Here is a 16,325-nt window from a genome sequence, read left to right on the forward strand (position 1 = left end):
ATAAAATGGGAAGACGCCGCCAAGCGCGGCGGGATTCATAACGAATACGCATAGCGAGGTTTTGAAGATGAACAACAACTTTTGGAACGAGCTTCCTCGTCCCTTTTTCATATTGGCCCCGATGGAAGACGTGACGGACGTGGTCTTTCGCCATGTCGTGAGCGCGGCGGCCAAGCCTGACGTGTTCTTCACGGAATTCGCCAACACGGAGAGCTACTGTCACCCGGAAGGCCGGCACAGCGTGCGCGGCCGATTGGCGTTTACCGAAGACGAGCAGCCGATCGTGGCGCATATCTGGGGCGACAAGCCCGAATATTTCCGTCAGATGAGCATCGGCATGGCCGAAGCGGGCTTCCGGGGCATCGACCTGAATATGGGCTGCCCGGTACCGAACGTAGCGGAAAACGGCAAAGGCAGCGGCCTGATCTGTCGTCCCGAGCTTGCGGCGGAGATCATTCAAGCGGCCAAAGCCGGGGGACTGCCGGTCAGCGTGAAGACACGTCTGGGTTTTACCGAGATTGACGAATGGCGCGGCTGGCTGACGCATATTCTCAAGCAGGACATCGCGAATCTGTCGATCCATCTGCGCACTCGCGAAGAGATGAGCAAAGTCGACGCCCATTGGGAGCTGATCCCGGCGATCAAGCAGCTTCGCGACGAGATCGCGCCGCAGACGCTGCTGACGATCAACGGCGATATTCCGGACCGGGAGAAAGGCTTGGAGCTGGCGGAAAAATACGGCGTGGATGGCATCATGATCGGACGCGGCATTTTCCATAATCCGTTCGCGTTCGAGCAGGAGAAGCGCGAGCACGGCAGCGAAGAACTGCTGAACCTGCTGAAGCTGCATCTGGATCTGCACGATCAATATTCCGCGGAGCTGGAGCCTCGCCCGTTCAAAGCGCTGCCGAGATTCTTCAAGATCTACGTACGCGGATTCCGGGGCGCGAGCGAACTGCGGGCGAAGCTGATGGAAGCCAAGTCGACGGCGCAGGTACGCGAGGGATTGGCGGAATTCGAGAGCCGGATGACGGAAGAGGCGGCCGCGGAATAAGAAAAGTATCGAGAAGCTTCAAAGGACCTTCAATCGAAGGTCCTTTTTTTATATTGCGCTTTGCGGATCACTGGTTTATGATGCTCTTATAATATATCTTAAAGATATATAAGAGTGAGGAGGCCAACCATGAAACGCATCAACACGACTCATTTCGCGATCCTCGGCCTGCTGCGGATCAAACCGATGAGCGCCTACGAACTCGTCAAGTTTTCCAAAGAAAGCATCGGCTTGTTCTGGAACGAATCTTACGGGCATATCCACAAAAGCATCAAGCAGTTGGAAGCCGAAGGCGACGCGGAGATCGTGGAAGAATCGGACACCGGACGTAAAAAGATCGTGTACGGCGTGACGTCTCAAGGGCGGGAAAAGCTCGACTCTTGGCTGGCGGTACCGCCCGAAGAATCCGTGATGCGCAACGAGCTGCTGATGAAGATGTTCGTAGCCGAAGAACGTCAGATTCCGCAGCTGATCGAATTTCTCGAAACGGAGCTGGCCGCGAGCGAACAGTTGAGCGGGATGCTGGCCGGGATCAAGTCGAGCGTGCCGGCCGGAGCCGATCGCAAGACGCAGCTCTGGCTGCTGACGCTGGATTACGGCGAACGGTATTTGCGAATGACGACGGAATGGTGCCGGCATGCGCTGGATACGCTGCGACAACCGAACGAAGGGCGAGGATAAGGACATGATCTTGAGCGAAAAAAGAACCCGCGGCGGCATAAGTTCGATCCTGCTGATCACGATCGCGGCCGCCGTCTGCGCGCCGCTGCTGCTATGGTTTCGAAACGATCCGCTGCTTGCGCTGAACGTGTTCGCCGATGCGCGGTACAATGCTGAGCTAAGCTACCAGCTCACGACGTTGGCGCTGGCTGCGCTGATGATCTTCCTCGTCTACGGATTGACGGGCCGCGCGGGGCTGTCCTACTTGAATCTGCGCCGACGCGATGGAGCCATCCGGCCTGAGCCGTGGATCGGCATCAAGCCGAAGCCGAACGAAACGTGGAAGAATCTCGGCTTCAACTTCGCGATCGTGATTACGCTGGTTACCGCCGTCGTGATTTACTTTCAGGTCGTACACGGAAAAAGCGTCAGCCTGAATCTGTTTCCCGGAATTCCGCTGATCCTGCTGTTCGCGCTCGTCAATGCTTTTTGCGAAGAGATTCTGTTCCGTTTCTCGTTCGTCGCCGTCGTGAGCCGCAGCGGTTATTCCCCGTATGTCGCGCAGGGACTGGGAGCGGCCGTGTTCGGCGTTGTACACTATTTCGGCAATCCCGGCGGCATTGTCGGCGTGCTGATGGCCGCATTTATCGGATGGTTTCTCGCCAAGTCGATGCTGGAAACGAGAGGATTCTTTTGGGCGCTCGTTATTCACTTTTTGCAGGACGTGGTGATCTTCAGCGCTTTGTTCATGGAATAGGAGAACGCGTTGAATTTTCGGATAAGCATTGCTATAATCAGGGTATAAATAAGCAAAGCAAAAGGAGCCGTGCGTCAACACGACTCCCGATGCAATAGCCGCTTTTAAGGGCGGTTGGCTTTAAGGGTGATCCATTATAAATAGACCGCTACCTTTGCGTAGGGCGGTCTATTTCTTTTTGTGGAACGAAAGAATCAACACGACCAACGTTGCGAACGAGATCATCAACATCAGAGTTTGATATACTTCCACTTGGCATCCCTCCCTTCCAGGAGATTAGCCGACCGCCCATATTAGCCTTTCTATTGCTCGCTTAGTATACCATGCAAGCGCAAAAAAGTAATTATTCGGCGACTGTTTTGCGCTATTTCGCTTCAAGAAATGTTAAAACGCCCATCCTCTTTTTCCCCGATCTGTGTTACGCTTATCCGATATCCGCACAGCAACAAGCGAGACCGAAGGAGCTACTTTAAACATGAACGAGCAAGCCTCTTTTTCCGAATATAACCTCGATCCCGAAATCATTCGCGCACTCGATACGTTAGGCTACAAATCGCCCACTCCCGTCCAGCAGCAGGTCATCCCGCAGGCGCTCGAAGGGCGCGACGTTACCGTCAAATCCCGTACCGGCAGCGGGAAAACGGCGGCTTACGGCATTCCGCTCTGTCAGCTCGTCGAATGGGAAGAAAGCCGCCCGCAGGCGCTGATCCTGACCCCGACGCGCGAGTTGGCCGATCAGGTCAAAGAAGACATCATGAATATCGGCCGTTTCAAACGCATCAAAGCCGCGGCGATTTACGGCAAGCAGCCGTTCGACCGTCAGAAACGCGAGCTGATGCAGCGCAACCATGTCATCGTCGGCACGCCGGGGCGCGTGATGGACCATATCGAGAAAGACACCATAGACCTTGAACGCATTCAATATCTGGTGATCGACGAAGCTGACGAGATGCTGAGCATGGGCTTTATCGAGCAGCTTGAGAAGATTATCCGCGAACTGCCGACGGAGCGCGTCACGATGCTGTTCTCCGCCACGCTGCCGCAGGACGTCGAGCGCCTCTGCCACCGTTACATGAACGATCCGGTCGATATCGAGATCGGTTCGCCGGGCGACAAGCGGCAGACGCAGATCGAGCACCGATTGTATCGGGTAGGCGAGAAAGCCAAGCCCGTGCTGCTGCAAAAAGTGACCGTGATCGAAAATCCGGACAGCTGCATGATCTTCTGCCGGACGAAAGATAACGTGGACGCCGTAGCGCTGCATCTCGGCCGTCTCGGTTATCCCGTCAACAAGATCCACGGCGGCATGGAGCAGGACGACCGCAACCGCGTGATGAACGAGTTCCGCACGGGCAAATTCCGTTATCTGGTCGCCACCGACGTGGCCGCGCGCGGCATCGATATCGACCGGATCACGCACGTGATCAACTACGATCTCCCGATGGAAAAAGAAAGCTACGTCCACCGCACCGGCCGAACCGGCCGCGCCGGACAAAGCGGAACCGCGATCACGTTCGCCACGCCGTTCGAAGACAAGTTCCTCGGCCAGATCGAAAGCTACATCGGCTTCGAACTGCCGGTCGCCGAAGCGCCGTCCGATTACTCCGTATCCGAAGCGCAAGCATCGTTCGACCGCAAACTGCGCGACCGCCCGGCGGCGAAAAAGACCAAAGGCGAAGAGCTGAACGCGGACATCATGAAGCTGTATTTTAACGGCGGCAAAAAGAAAAAGCTCCGTCCGGTCGACTTCGTCGGCACCATTGCGCGGATCGAAGGCATCACGGCCGAAGATATCGGAATCATCAGCGTGCAGGAGACCGTGACCTACGTGGATATCCTGAACGGCAAAGGCGCTAAGGTGCTGAAAGCCATGCAGGAGACGACCGTGAAAGGGAAACTGTTGAAAGTGCAGAAGGCTCGGAATTAGGACGAAAAGAAACGAAAGCTCAAGATCGCATAAGATCTTGAGCTTTTTGTTTTGTTCGAAAACATGTTAAATTCACTATAAGGGAATATTTTACTCTGAAGAGAGGGGCAAGCGCTATGAAAAACTAGCGAGCCTGATTTTCTTGGGATCGGCCCTTATCTTAATTTTAATCATGGGAATTCGGCTGTATGCCGAACATTCGCAGCCTCAGCATTCAGAAGCCAAGAAAGAAGAGCAGGATCGAAATCATGGATTGAAAAGAGTAAATATGGACGCAAGCTATATCGGCTTTAATACCATCGAAGATCTGGATGCCCACGCCGATCTTATCTTAGTAGGAACTCCCATTTTGCCTTTTGAAGAAAGAGAACATAAAGCCGCTTACTATCAAGACGGCGTAGTTCAGGATTTTTATACGATTACAGATTTTAAAGTAGATAAGGTTGTCAAAGATTCAAAGCAGGCAGTAAAGAACGGCATGATTCAATATTTCGAGCCTATATCTGTCGTAACCCAAGAAACGGGAGCGAAGGTCATTTACTCGATCGCAGACTACCAAGAAGTTCAACAAGGAGAAAAGTATTTGGTCTTCTTGAGAGAGAACGACAACGGACATTATGCGACGATCAATATGAATAACGGGAAATTTGCTTTGGAAGAAAAGGCAACAAGAGCGATTAACGCCCGCAGTATTTAAGAAGATCCGACTTATCAAGCTTTGAAAAAAGCGGCTCTGTCCAAGTATGATTTGAATTAAACAGCCGTCCAAATCGTGATACAATAATCCCAAATTCCTCATTCCTTCTCTACGAAAGGAGCTGCCCTATCCATGAACGCGCAGGAGGTCCTGAACGAACTGCAAGCGCTCGGCACCGAACGCACCAAAAAGAGGTATCTGTCCGAAGGCGCGCGGGAGCCGCTGTTCGGTACGGCGACCGGAGCGATGAAACCGATGTCGAAGATCACCAAGAAGGATCAAGCTTTGGCGGAAGAGCTGTATGCGACGGGCAATTACGACGCGATGTATTTTGCCGGAGTGATTGCCGATCCCGAGGTGATGACCGAAGCCGATTTCGAACGTTGGATCGACGCCGCGTATTTCTATATGATCGCCGATCATATCGTGTCGGTCACGCTGTCGGAAACGAATATCGCGCAGCAGGTGGCGGAAAAATGGATCGCGAGCGGGGAAGAAATGCGAATGTCGGCGGGGTGGAGCTGCTACTGCTGGCTGCTCGGCAGCCGCAAAGACGCCGAATTCGACACGGAGAAACTGGACGGCATGCTGAACCTTGTACAAGAGACGATTCAGGACGCTCCGGATCGCGCGAAATATTCGATGGCCAACTTCGTGGTTGCGGTCGGCGTCTCGTATATCCCGCTAAGCGAGCGGGCGCTCGAAACGGCCGAAGCGATCGCGCCGGTCGAGATCGGAACGGGAACGTCGAAAATCAAAGTTCTGCAAACGGCGGCCAATATCCGCAAAGCGCTGGACAGAGGGCAGCTCGGATTCAAACGGAAACATGTACGATGTTAGCGAAGAAGCCTGCCGGGTCGGCAGGCTTCTTTTTTATGCGCGTCTCCTTTCAATACGGCTCGATATTCAGACAGTCCGACACTTCCCCGACCCCCGGCAGCGCCTCCAGCAGTTCGAACGTCTCGCCGCCCCATTCGCCGTCCGGGTCCCAGACCTGCCGACCGATCCGCACCCGATAGCCGCCGTCTCCGTTTTCGTCCAGATACGGACCGATCCGCGCTAACGCTTCCTCGACGAATCCGTCCGGCAGCGCTTGTTCCTGTTTGCGCGACCAAGCCGTCAGGTAGTTCAACCCGCGCAGCAGATCGTATTCGAAGAACCGAGGGAAACAAGGCTTCAGCCATTCTTCGTTGATGACTTTGCCGCTGCCCGACGCGCAGACCAGCCGATGTTCGATCAGGTAGCGCGCGCCTTCGTCCAGAAAATGCTGCTCCTGCTGCGTGAACGGGCGGTGCGTATGATGCAGGATCGCTTCGAGCGGCGGCAGCGTGGAGACGATCGAGCTTTTGCGCGAGTGCAGATACGCGTCGGCGTCGCAGTTCAGCCCGCCGTCGGGCAGTTGATGCGACAGCAGCCAATCGCGAATCCACGGCATATCCGTGTCGAGATCGCAGCCGCAGTCCGAGAGAATCTTGTAGAACACGGCCAGTTCGCAGTGGCAGCAATCCCAGAGGTCCAGATCTTCGGAGCGGGAAGGCGCGTCTTCCGCGCGGATCACGAAGCGGGGCCAGACGCGCGTTAGCAGAAGTTTTCGGGCCTGCTCGACGGCAACGGCCGGAATCCGGCCTGCTTCGCCCATCTCGCACAGCGCCGACATATGCCACCAAGCGCCGTCCCATTTGCGTCGGCTGATCTCGTCGCGGCCGGCATCGAAATGCGACGTGTTATTAAGGAAACGGACCGAAGCTTCGATCGAAGCCGTTCTTTCGGGGCGTACAGTCATCGGAATTCTCCTCTACATGGGTTATAACGCCACCATACCAGCACGACTGTCTTTTGAAAAGAAAGTGGTTCTGGCGGAGCGTTCGCGTGCAGGTTATCATAAATGAGGATTTCGTGCCGGAAGCAGCAGGAAGATCCCTACACGATCTACAAAGCGATTAGAAACGGGATCGCGCGCTCCGAATTTCCAACTTCGCAAGAGGTATTCCAGTTGTTGGATCGAGCGTATAAGATGTAAGCCTTTTTATTTTGGAGAGGGTTAGAATTTGTTTGACAGCTTGCAAACATTGGCCCATAATCAATCCATACTAAATTCATCAGCTTTATCAGAGTTGTATAAAAGGGGGATTCAACGATGTCTCGATTCAAGGCTTCAAAAGGAAAAGGATTCGGCTGGGCGATTCTGGCGGTACTGGTGCTGGCGGTGATCGCGGGCTGCTCGGGTGCGGGCGGCGCGGACACGGCGAAGAACGATACCGCAGCCGCGAACGAACAGAAACCGGCCGCGACCGAGACGGCGTCGGGCGAAACGAAGACGGCGGCGGAAGGCGGAACGTTCACGTATGCGCGTCCGGCGGCGGTCACTTCGTTCGACCTTCATAACGAGATTACGGCGAACAACGCGTTCGCGATCGACAAAGTGTTCGAATCGCTCGTCTCGTTCGACAAAGACGGCAAGATCGTGGACTGGCTCGCCAAGTCGCACGAAGTCAGCGCGGACGGCCTGACGTACACATTCGTATTGCGCGACGGCCTCAAATTCTCCGACGGCAAAGACGTAACGGCCAAAGACGCCGTATTCTCGCTGAAACGTCACCTCAAAGTCGGCGGACCGCTGGAGATCTCGGCCAAAGTCGATTCGGTAACGGCCAAAGACGAGCATACGCTGGTCGTGAAGCTTCAGCAGCCGTACACGCCTTTCCTGTCCGAGATGTCGAACTTCTCCAACGGCATTCTGCCGGACAACTTCGGCGGCAAGAGCGAAGAAGAATTCTTCAAAAAGCCGGTCGGCACGGGACCTTTCGTCGTCGAGAGCTGGGACCCGACGGGCGACGTGACGTTCGTCAAGAATACGAACTACTGGCAGGAAGGCAAGCCGCATCTCGACAAGCTGGTCTACAAACTCGTCCAAGACGACAGCCAAGCGCTGAACCAGCTCAAAGCCGGCGAAGTGGACGGAATCGAATCCCTCGCGCTGCAAAACGCCGAAGAGTTGAAAAACGGCGACGGCACGGCGGTACTCACGAACGGAAGCTGGGTCACGGAGCAGTTGTTCTTCAACACGCTGGACGAGCATTTCTCCGACAAGCATGTCCGCCGCGCGTTGGCGCTGGCGCTTGATCGCGACGGTCTGACCAAAGCGCTGACGTTCGGTTATGCGCAGACGGCGAATTCGCTGCTGCCGACCTCGATTCCTTATAACTCCAACGACAGTATCAAACCGCTGAACTTCAACGTGGAAGAAGCGAAAAAAGAACTGGCGCAGTCCAAGTTCCCGACCGGCTTCTCTTCGACGCTGCTGGTCGCTTCCGGCAACGATACGAGAGCGCAGGAAGCGCAGATCATCCAAGCGGCGGCGAAAACGATCGGCATCGACTTGAAGATCGAATCCGTCGAACTCGCGGCGTTCCGCGAACGGTTCTTCGCTTACGATTTCTCCGCGATGCTCAACAGCGGCCAAGCCGACTCGCCGGAAGCGAACTCGATCATCGCGTTCCAGACCGACCCGGACGGCTTCAGCAAATCGTATTGGACGCATTACACCAACGACCAAGTGACGAAGCTGCTGCGCGAAGGCCAGACGACGGCCGACGGCGACGCCCGCCAGAAGATCTACGGCGATCTGCTTCAGATTCTCGCGGACGACGTGCCTTATATTCCGCTGTACTACCCGGACATCATCAAAGGGGTACGCTCGTCCGTCGAAGGACTGACCGTTCTGCCGAACGGCAGCCTTCGCTTCGAAGACGCGCATATCGCCCAATGACCCAAACTTTGAGAAAGGCCCGCCGAGAGGCGGGCTTTCCGTCATCTTTAAGATGGCTGGGCATGGCTCTGCTGAGAGCGCTGATCGTGATCTTGTGCGTGACGACGGCGGTATTTTTCTTGATTCGGATCGTACCGGGCGACCCGGCCAAGATGATTCTCGGCGAATACGCGACGGACGAGTCGATCGCGGCGCTGCGCCATACGCTGGGCCTCGATCTGTCGCTCTGGGAACAGTTCGTCCGTTTCGTGCGGACGCTGTTCACGCAGGGCGATACGGGCCATTCGATCGTCTCGGACGTATCCGTGCGGCAGTTGATATCCGATCGCGCGCCGGTCACGCTGCTGCTGATCGCGATGGCGGCGGTGCTCGCGGTGTTCGTTTCGCTGATCCTGGCCGTCGCGGCCGCGACGAACAAGGATAAATTAATCGACCATTTGATCCGCATCTTTCCCGCGATCACGCTGGGCATGCCGGTGTTCTGGGTCGGACTGCTGCTGATCCTGCTGTTCGGGGTCCGGCTGCATTGGTTTCCGGTCGGCGGGGTGCGCGAAGGGTGGGCAGGCATGCTCTACAGCTTGACGCTGCCCGCGATCACGGTCGCTTTTTCCCAGATTCCGACGTTGGTCCGTTCGCTGCGGGCGCAGATGCTGGAGGTGTTGGAGTCCGATTTCGTCGTCACGCTGCGGGCTGCCGCGATTCCGCGCCGGGTCATTCTGTTCAAGCACGTGCTTCGCAATTCCGCGCTGCCGACGCTGATGCTGCTCGGCGTCAATCTGTCGTACATGATCGGAGGCACGCTGGTCGTCGAGCAGGTCTTCGGAATCAAAGGGATCGGCAGTCTGCTGTTCACGTCGATATCGAGCCGGGATTTCCCGGTCATTCAGGGGATCGCGCTCTACTGCGCGGTAGCTGTCGTGGTGATCGGCCTGCTGGTCGAGATCTTCGCTTGGTGGCTGGACCCGAGAACGAAGGAGAAGCGATAAGATGAAGAGACTTAATCAAGAGATCGCCGAACCGGTACGGGCAAAAGGCGAAACAAGCGGGGAACCGCGACTGCGGACGAACCGAGGCTTGCTTGAGCGCGGCGGAGAATCCCCGAAGATCGAGGAGGGACGCGCATGAAGACCGAAAGAATGCTCACGACGCCGGAGATCGGAACCGATCCGGTTCTGCCGCCGGGAACGCGCGGACCGCGCGGCTGGAGCCGGATTCGCCGGATTCCGGCGCTGATGGCGGGCGGCGTCATGCTGCTTCTGCTGATCCTGCTCGCCGTGTTCATTCCGTGGATCAGTCCGTTCGATCCGACCGCGCAGGATCTGTCTTCGTTCCTGCAGCCGCCGTCCGCCGAGCATTGGCTGGGTACGGATCAGCTCGGGCGGGACTTGTTTACCCGTCTGATCTACGCGGCCCGTACCGATCTGGGGATCATGGTGCTCGCGGAGATCATTCCGTTCTGCTCGGGCATCGCGATCGGACTGTTGGCCGGTTATTACGGCGGCTGGGTAAACACGATCGTGTCGCTGGTAACCGATACGTTTATCGCGTTTCCGTTCTATCTGATCGTGATCATCGTGGCGTTCGCCAGCGGCGCGGGAGCCAAAGGGATCTACATCACGTTCGTATTGGTCGGTTGGATCGTGTTCGCCCGCGTCTCGCGGGGGCTGGCGGCGTCGCTGCGCGAACAGGAATGGATCGCGTCGGCGCAGACGCTCGGGCTGCCGGGCTGGCGGATTCTGCTGCGCCATCTGCTGCCGAATATTCTGCCGCAGGCCGTCGTCGTGCTGATGACCGACATGGTCGGGGTACTGGTCGCGATCGTGACGCTGGGTTATCTCGGGATCGGGATCGCGCCGCCGACGCCGGATTGGGGCACGATGATCGCCGACGGCCAGTCGTTCATGACGACCGCTTGGTGGTTGTCGGCCGTGCCGGGCTTCGCGGTCGTCTATACGGGCATCGCGCTGTCGCTGCTCGGCGACGGATTGGCCGATCTGTGGAGAAGAAAATCATGAGCGCGCGGGAGTCGATGAACATGCATGAAAAAGACGCAGCAGCGTTTGAAAAAGCGGGAAAGCTCGGGAAGTTCGGCATGTCCGATAAGTCCGGCAAGACCGGAACGGACGCGAGCGAACCGCCGATTCTGGTCGCGGACGATCTGACGCTGGCGACCGCTTCGGGGCAAACATTGGTCGAAGGCATCGGTTTTGCGCTCAGACGCGGGGAAAGCATCGGGTTGGTCGGCGAATCGGGTTCGGGCAAATCGCTGACGCTTCGCGCGGTGCTGGGTCTGCTGCCCAAAGGCGTAACCATAACGCGCGGCTCGGTTCGCCATTCGGTCCGCAGCGCGATGGTCTTCCAAGATCCGCGCGGCGCGCTCGATCCGCTGTGTCCGGTCGTCAAGCAGGTGGCGGAAGTGGTGCGCTATCGTCAGAACAAGAATCGCCGCGAAGCCAGAGCCGAAGCGTTGAAGCTGCTCGGTCTGCTCGGCCTGCCGGAATCGCTGGCCCGCGAAGACCGTTATCCGAACCAGTTGTCGGGCGGACAATGTCAGCGGATCGTGATCGCGCTGGCTCTGGCCTGCCGGCCGGATATCCTGCTCTGCGACGAGCCGACCACGGCGCTCGACGTGACCGTGCAGCGGCAGATCATCGATCTGATCGCGCGTTTGCAGAGCGAGCTGGGCTTCGCGATGATCTTCGTGACCCACAATCTGGCGATCGCGGCGGAAATGTGTTCGCGCTTGATCGTGATGAAGCAGGGGCGGGTCGTCGAAGAGGGTCCGTCCGTCGACGTGCTGACCGCGCCGCGCGATCCGTATACGCGGATGCTGATCGAGGCGCTGCTGCAGCTGCCGGAAACGGCGGGAGCGGCCGGGACTGATCCGGCATTGACAGGAAACGCGAATCGCTTGAACGGTGAACGAACGGACGCCGAAGCGGCGAATCATCCAAGCCTGAGCGGGGAAGACGGAAGCGGAGCAAGCACAAGCGACGAACCCTCCGCCGTCGAAGCGGCGAAAGCTCCAAGCGAGAGTGCCGAAAACGCCGCGCGAAAAGAGGACTCAGCGATCTCCGACTCCGAGACGGAATCGCAGTTCCCGACGCTCGGGTCGAATACGGAAGGAGAGGATCCGCGATGAGTGCCGATCTGCGTATCGAACATGTGCAAGTCCGTTACGGCGGGTTCACGGCGCTGCATGACCTGACGCTGCATGTGCCGGCGAATACGACGCTGGGTTTGGTCGGCGAATCCGGTTCCGGCAAATCCACGCTGGCCCGCGCGGTCGCGGGGCTGATCGTGCCCGCGGAAGGACGCATGACGCTGGGCGGTCGCGCGCTGGACAAACGCCGCAGCCGCGAACAGCGCAAACAGATCCAGATGATTTTCCAGAACCCCGACGCTTCGCTGAATCCCCGGCATTCCGTTCGCGGGATTCTGTCCGAAGCGCTGCTGTTCCACAAGATGACGAGAGGGCGCGCTCAGACGGAGCAGCGCTGTCGGGAACTGTTGGAGCAGGTGCGCCTGCCGGCGGACTCGCTCGACAAATATCCGCACGAATTCTCGGGCGGGCAGCGTCAGCGGATCGCGATCGCCCGCGCGCTCAGCGTCGAACCCGAGCTGCTGATCGCGGACGAACCGACCAGCGCGCTCGACGTATCCGTACAGCGCGACGTGTTGGAATTGTTCCTGGAGATCCGGGAACGATTGAAGCTCACGGTACTGTTCATCTCGCATGATCTGGGCGTCATTCATGCCGTCAGCGATACGGTCGCCGTGATGCGGCAGGGCGAATTGGTCGAGTTTGCGCCGAAAGAGCGGTTTTTCGTCCGCCCGGAAACGGAGTATGGACGCGAGCTGCTGGCGGCCGTGCCGAAGATGCCGATCGCGGCCGGATCTGCGGAGCGCAATCTTACCTTTTAGTGTCGATAAGGGGGAGGGCGGTCCGCACACGAGTTGAGCCGATCGGCTGCCTTAGATGCGGATGCAGATTCGTTCCCTATATCGATTGGCGGACTCGCAGGAAATGTTGACGTTACGTCAGCAAATTCGCTTTTTTTAGAAAAGCGGATGAAGAATGTTGACGCTGCGTCAACAATTATTGAGATATAGGGCCAAATAGAGAGAAAAACGCTGGAAATGCTGACTTTCCGTCAACATTTGCGCGTATAGGGGTAGTTTTTACGCAAAATGTTGATTTTTGGTCAGCATTTTGCAAGCTAGCGTAGACAGAGATCGAAGGATGGAGGATGAATATGAATACGATACAAACGGGTTTTGTGCCGCTTACGCGCGAGGAATATGATAAGTTGGGCCGATTGCTCGCCGGATTGCTTCGCACGAAACACACGCCGGTTATTATTCCGGGCGAAGCGATTCTCGGGATCGAAGCGATCGCGGCAAGCATCGCCGCGCCGGGCCGCAAGTTCCTGAACATCGTGACGGGACCTTACGGCACGTTGTTCGGCGAATGGCTGGAACGCGGCGGAGCCGAAGTCGAAGAGCTGCGCGTGCCGTTCGACGAAGTCGTGACCGCCGAAGCGGTGGAAGCGGCGATCGAACGTTCGAAGCCGCAGGCGATCTCGTTCGTCCACGCCGAAGTCGTGACCGGCGGTTCCAATCCGGCCGCCGCCATTCTGGAAGCGGCGCGTCGGCATGACCTGATCACGGTCATCGATTCCGTCTCGGCCGTCGGTGGCGAAGAACTGCCGATCGACGAATGGGGCGCGGATCTGGTCGCGATCGGCGCGCAGAAAGCACTGGGCGGCCCGAACGGCGTCAGCGCCGTCGCGGTCTCGCCTCGCGGCTGGGACTATATCGCGTCGAACGAACGCGCGCCGCGCAGTTCGATCCTGTCGCTGCTCGACCTGAAGCCGCCGGGCGAAGGGGAAGCGTTCCGCGTGCCGCCGTACATCCCGACGCTCGAAGCCCGCGCGCTGATCGCGGCGCTGGAAGCGGTCGCAGCCGAAGGCTTGGAGCGGGTGATCCGCCGCCATGAAGCGGCGGCGGAAGCGACGGCGGCCGGACTGCGGGCGCTGGGTCTAGAAGGCTGGCAGCGCGACGCTTCGCGCAGGTCGACGCTCACGACGACGGTACGGATCGGCGGCGAAGAGCGGCTCAAGATCGAGCAGCCGATCGGCATCGTCGCGCCGGGCGACGGCGAACTGCGCGGGCAGCTGCTGCGCGTGAACCATTTCGGAGCGAACGCTTCGCGCGTCGGCGTCGAGACGGCGATCAAGACGCTGGCAGGTCTGCTTCAGATCGACGCGGCCCAAGCGATCGAAGCCGTTCGCGCCGCCTGGGAGGCGCGGTTATGATCTTGAAGAAGCCGGAGCGCAAAAGCTTCCGCAATATCGCGATCGTCGGGATCTCGGACAAACGGTTCGATATCGAAATCGAACACGGGCGATTCGTGTCGGTAACAGAAACGCGAACAGAAACGCGGGAAGGGTTCGAAAAGGAAGAAAGCCGGACTCGAGAATTCGCGGAAGCCGAAATCGTCGACGGCTCCGATCTATGGATCTCGCCGGGCCTGATCGATCTGCATACGCATATGGCGTGGACGGATTTCGATCACTCCGATCAGGATAAACGAGATCCTGCCGAAGTCGAAATCATGCAGGCTCAAGCTTTCGAAGCGACCCTTCGTACCGGCGTAACGACGGTGCGGGACGCGGGCGGGCTGACGCCGCGAACGGCGAAGCATCTGGTCCGGCATTACCGGCATCCGCTGCGCGTCGATAACGCCAGCCATATGTTCGGTTCGGACGATGCGCGCGGCATCGATCATCTGAAGCGCAAAGCGGACGAGGTCTTCGCGTCCGGAGCGAACTGGATCAAGATCATGGCGACGGGCGGCCTCGGCGCGCCTACCGAGCAGGTCACCGATCCGACGTTATCGGAGGAAGAGTTTGCTTTCCTCGTGCGTTACGCGCACGAGCACGGCCGCCGGGTCTTCGTGCATGCTTGGGGCGGCGTCGCGATCGATTGGGCCGCGCGCTATGGAGCGGAATCGATCGAGCACGGCATGTTCCTCACGCCGGATCAAGCCGGCCGTTTGGCCGAAGCGAACGTCGCTTTCGTGCCGACGGCTTCGATCTACCGCATCGCCGCCGACCCGCGCGGCGTGCTGGCGCTGCCGCCGGTCATTCAAGACCGCGCCGCGCGTGCCGTGGCGGCGCACGCGCAGGCCGTGAGCCATGCCGAGCGCGCCGGCGTGCGCATCGGCTTCGGCACGGACTACGCCACGCCCCATTTGCACGGGCGCAATCTCCAAGAGCTGTTCACGCTCTTGGAGTACGGCCTGAGCCGGAAGGCCGTCTGGGCGGCGGCGACATCGGACGCCGCCGTCATTCTCGGGCGCGGCGGCGAGCTGGGCCGCATCGCCGAAGGCTATCTGTCCGACGCCGTCGTATTCGGCTCGGACCCGGACCTTGCGCGCAGCGAAGAAGAGCTGCGCGGAAGCATTCTGTCCGTCCTGACCGGGGCGGACGAAGAAGAACTGGCGGCCGATTAAGAGGCCGCCGCAGGACTGACAATCGAAAAAGTCAGACATACGGAAATCAAGGTCCGTGTTCCGGCTTCGAACTTTTGGAGGCATAATACGAGTCGAGTCCTTTTTTGATGCCGGTCACAATCTGGTTCTGATAGGCGTCTTGGCTCAATTTACGATCTTCGTCGGGATTGGTCATGAATCCGGCCTCGATCAATACTGACGGAATCGTCAGCCAGTTGAAGCCGGTCAGATCTTCTCGCGGCTTGAATCCGTTAAAGGCCGCGGAAGTCGTTTCGACAAGACCGTCTCTAAGAAAGCTTGCTGCGGCAAGACTCTCGGCCGAAATTTCTTTTGTATAAGGACTATCCGGAGACGGGTACAACAGCGACATGCCGTGCGTCTTCGGATTCTCGCTTCCGTCGGCATGAAGCCGGATCATCAGATCGGCTCCCGAACGGCTGCAAAATTCGGCTCTTTCTTTGTTTGATAGATCCACGTCGTTTGTTGTGCGAACCATAACGACTTGATAATCCGAAGCAAGCTCGTTTTGCAATTTTAAAGCAATCTCAAGATTCAATTCGTATTCGGGCTTGCCTGTAGAGACGCCGCGAGTTCCGCTGGAAACCTTGGGTTTCATTACCGAGCTTCCCGGAGCGATCGGTTCTTTATCCGAGTTGCCTGAACTTTGATGCCCGGCTTCGATACAGAGCACGGGCTTTTGAACGTTTACCGTTCGGGGATCTTGTTGCAAAGCTTCTTCCGCAGGAACGTCCGTCTGATCAGCAGGGTCGACGGGCTCGGGCAGCGTTTCTGCTTCTTCGTAAGCTCGAGTGAGTGTCAGCTTTTCTTCCTGCTGTGCGGAATAGGCGGGTTGGTTCGAAGGAGTCGAACAACCGGACATGAGGATCGCCAAAAGAAACACGCAAGTCGTCAGTTTTGAGAAAATGGAATATGGCATCGCTATA

General features: G+C 57.9%; 16 protein-coding genes. 13 read left to right on the plus strand and 3 right to left on the minus strand.

Going from position 1 to position 16,325, the window contains the following annotated elements:
- The first annotated feature begins 67 nt into the window (after positions 1-67).
- From CDO73_RS09095 to CDO73_RS09105, 3 genes are all read left to right on the plus strand, one after another.
- Positions 68-1,054, plus strand: a complete 987-nt coding sequence (locus CDO73_RS09095; RefSeq protein WP_088488211.1) for a tRNA dihydrouridine synthase — start codon at positions 68-70, stop codon at positions 1,052-1,054.
- Positions 1,055-1,183: 129 nt separating this feature from the next.
- Positions 1,184-1,735, plus strand: coding sequence for a PadR family transcriptional regulator (locus CDO73_RS09100; RefSeq protein WP_088488212.1), 552 nt, complete (start codon positions 1,184-1,186; stop codon positions 1,733-1,735).
- Between the two features lie 10 nt (positions 1,736-1,745).
- Complete coding sequence (locus tag CDO73_RS09105) at positions 1,746-2,471, plus strand: CPBP family intramembrane glutamic endopeptidase (protein WP_256972626.1); 726 nt, start codon at positions 1,746-1,748, stop codon at positions 2,469-2,471.
- A gap of 168 nt (positions 2,472-2,639) precedes the next feature.
- Here the strand turns inward: CDO73_RS09105 and CDO73_RS27440 are convergent, their stop codons facing one another.
- On the minus strand, positions 2,640-2,723 hold the full coding sequence (locus tag CDO73_RS27440; protein WP_373446977.1) for a putative holin-like toxin: 84 nt from the start codon (positions 2,721-2,723) through the stop codon (positions 2,640-2,642).
- Positions 2,724-2,946: 223 nt separating this feature from the next.
- Here CDO73_RS27440 and CDO73_RS09110 point away from each other — a divergent pair, with 223 nt between their 5' ends.
- The 3 genes from CDO73_RS09110 (at position 2,947) to CDO73_RS09120 (ending at position 5,935) form a co-directional block, all read left to right on the plus strand.
- Positions 2,947-4,398 (plus strand): DEAD/DEAH box helicase, encoded by a 1,452-nt coding sequence (locus tag CDO73_RS09110; RefSeq protein WP_088488214.1) that lies wholly within the window; start codon positions 2,947-2,949, stop codon positions 4,396-4,398.
- Positions 4,399-4,540: 142 nt separating this feature from the next.
- Positions 4,541-5,095: a hypothetical protein gene (locus CDO73_RS09115; RefSeq protein ID WP_143536102.1), complete on the plus strand. Its 555-nt coding sequence runs from the start codon at positions 4,541-4,543 to the stop codon at positions 5,093-5,095.
- 132 nt (positions 5,096-5,227) lie between these two features.
- A complete protein-coding gene (locus CDO73_RS09120) occupies positions 5,228-5,935 on the plus strand; it encodes a DNA alkylation repair protein (RefSeq protein WP_088488216.1) in 708 nt (235 codons plus the stop codon).
- Positions 5,936-5,984: 49 nt separating this feature from the next.
- On the opposite strand, the gene CDO73_RS09125 is transcribed toward CDO73_RS09120, so the two are convergent.
- Complete coding sequence (locus CDO73_RS09125; RefSeq protein WP_088488217.1) at positions 5,985-6,878, minus strand: prenyltransferase/squalene oxidase repeat-containing protein; 894 nt, start codon at positions 6,876-6,878, stop codon at positions 5,985-5,987.
- Positions 6,879-7,232: 354 nt separating this feature from the next.
- Here CDO73_RS09125 and CDO73_RS09130 point away from each other — a divergent pair, with 354 nt between their 5' ends.
- The 7 genes from CDO73_RS09130 (at position 7,233) to CDO73_RS09160 (ending at position 15,381) form a co-directional block, all read left to right on the plus strand.
- On the plus strand, positions 7,233-8,864 hold the full coding sequence (locus CDO73_RS09130; protein ID WP_088488218.1) for an ABC transporter substrate-binding protein: 1,632 nt from the start codon (positions 7,233-7,235) through the stop codon (positions 8,862-8,864).
- A gap of 62 nt (positions 8,865-8,926) precedes the next feature.
- Complete coding sequence (locus CDO73_RS09135) at positions 8,927-9,850, plus strand: ABC transporter permease (RefSeq protein WP_256972627.1); 924 nt, start codon at positions 8,927-8,929, stop codon at positions 9,848-9,850.
- Positions 9,851-9,985: 135 nt separating this feature from the next.
- Positions 9,986-10,879: an ABC transporter permease gene (locus CDO73_RS09140; RefSeq protein WP_256972628.1), complete on the plus strand. Its 894-nt coding sequence runs from the start codon at positions 9,986-9,988 to the stop codon at positions 10,877-10,879.
- Positions 10,880-10,956: 77 nt separating this feature from the next.
- The gene (locus CDO73_RS09145) at positions 10,957-12,006 is read left to right on the plus strand and encodes an ABC transporter ATP-binding protein (RefSeq protein ID WP_088488462.1); all 1,050 of its coding nucleotides are present in this window, start codon (positions 10,957-10,959) and stop codon (positions 12,004-12,006) included.
- A complete protein-coding gene (locus CDO73_RS09150) occupies positions 12,003-12,788 on the plus strand; it encodes an ABC transporter ATP-binding protein (protein ID WP_088488219.1) in 786 nt (261 codons plus the stop codon). The genes CDO73_RS09145 and CDO73_RS09150 overlap by 4 nt, the downstream gene beginning before the upstream one ends.
- A 332-nt stretch (positions 12,789-13,120) precedes the next feature.
- Entirely contained in the window at positions 13,121-14,182 is a 1,062-nt protein-coding gene (locus tag CDO73_RS09155; RefSeq protein WP_088488220.1) for an aminotransferase class V-fold PLP-dependent enzyme, read from the plus strand.
- Positions 14,179-15,381 carry an amidohydrolase family protein gene (locus tag CDO73_RS09160; protein ID WP_088488221.1) on the plus strand — a complete coding sequence of 401 codons (1,203 nt, stop codon included), beginning with the start codon at positions 14,179-14,181 and terminating at the stop codon, positions 15,379-15,381. Before CDO73_RS09155 ends, CDO73_RS09160 begins: the two co-directional genes overlap by 4 nt.
- A gap of 46 nt (positions 15,382-15,427) precedes the next feature.
- Here CDO73_RS09160 and CDO73_RS09165 read toward each other — a convergent pair whose 3' ends face one another.
- A complete protein-coding gene (locus tag CDO73_RS09165) occupies positions 15,428-16,318 on the minus strand; it encodes an N-acetylmuramoyl-L-alanine amidase family protein (RefSeq protein ID WP_306437517.1) in 891 nt (296 codons plus the stop codon).
- Positions 16,319-16,325: the final 7 nt, after the last annotated feature.

It is taken from the genome of Saccharibacillus sp. O23 (genome assembly GCF_002205895.1).
GTDB lineage: Bacteria > Bacillota > Bacilli > Paenibacillales > Paenibacillaceae > Saccharibacillus.

Bases quoted from the DNA above. Each gene is read 5' to 3' on its own strand.
- CDO73_RS09155 (WP_088488220.1), top strand. From the start codon at position 13,121: ATGAATACGATACAAACGGGTTTTGTGCCGCTTACGCGCGAGGAATAT.
- CDO73_RS09120 (WP_088488216.1), top strand. From the start codon at position 5,228: ATGAACGCGCAGGAGGTCCTGAACGAACTGCAAGCGCTCGGCACCGAA.
- CDO73_RS09095 (WP_088488211.1), top strand. From the start codon at position 68: ATGAACAACAACTTTTGGAACGAGCTTCCTCGTCCCTTTTTCATATTG.
- CDO73_RS09135 (WP_256972627.1), top strand. From the start codon at position 8,927: ATGGCTCTGCTGAGAGCGCTGATCGTGATCTTGTGCGTGACGACGGCG.
- CDO73_RS09110 (WP_088488214.1), top strand. From the start codon at position 2,947: ATGAACGAGCAAGCCTCTTTTTCCGAATATAACCTCGATCCCGAAATC.
- CDO73_RS09100 (WP_088488212.1), top strand. From the start codon at position 1,184: ATGAAACGCATCAACACGACTCATTTCGCGATCCTCGGCCTGCTGCGG.
- CDO73_RS09140 (WP_256972628.1), top strand. From the start codon at position 9,986: ATGAAGACCGAAAGAATGCTCACGACGCCGGAGATCGGAACCGATCCG.
- CDO73_RS09165 (WP_306437517.1), bottom strand. From the start codon at position 16,318: ATGCCATATTCCATTTTCTCAAAACTGACGACTTGCGTGTTTCTTTTG.
- CDO73_RS09130 (WP_088488218.1), top strand. From the start codon at position 7,233: ATGTCTCGATTCAAGGCTTCAAAAGGAAAAGGATTCGGCTGGGCGATT.
- CDO73_RS09150 (WP_088488219.1), top strand. From the start codon at position 12,003: ATGAGTGCCGATCTGCGTATCGAACATGTGCAAGTCCGTTACGGCGGG.
- CDO73_RS09160 (WP_088488221.1), top strand. From the start codon at position 14,179: ATGATCTTGAAGAAGCCGGAGCGCAAAAGCTTCCGCAATATCGCGATC.
- CDO73_RS09125 (WP_088488217.1), bottom strand. From the start codon at position 6,878: ATGACTGTACGCCCCGAAAGAACGGCTTCGATCGAAGCTTCGGTCCGT.
- CDO73_RS09145 (WP_088488462.1), top strand. From the start codon at position 10,957: ATGTCCGATAAGTCCGGCAAGACCGGAACGGACGCGAGCGAACCGCCG.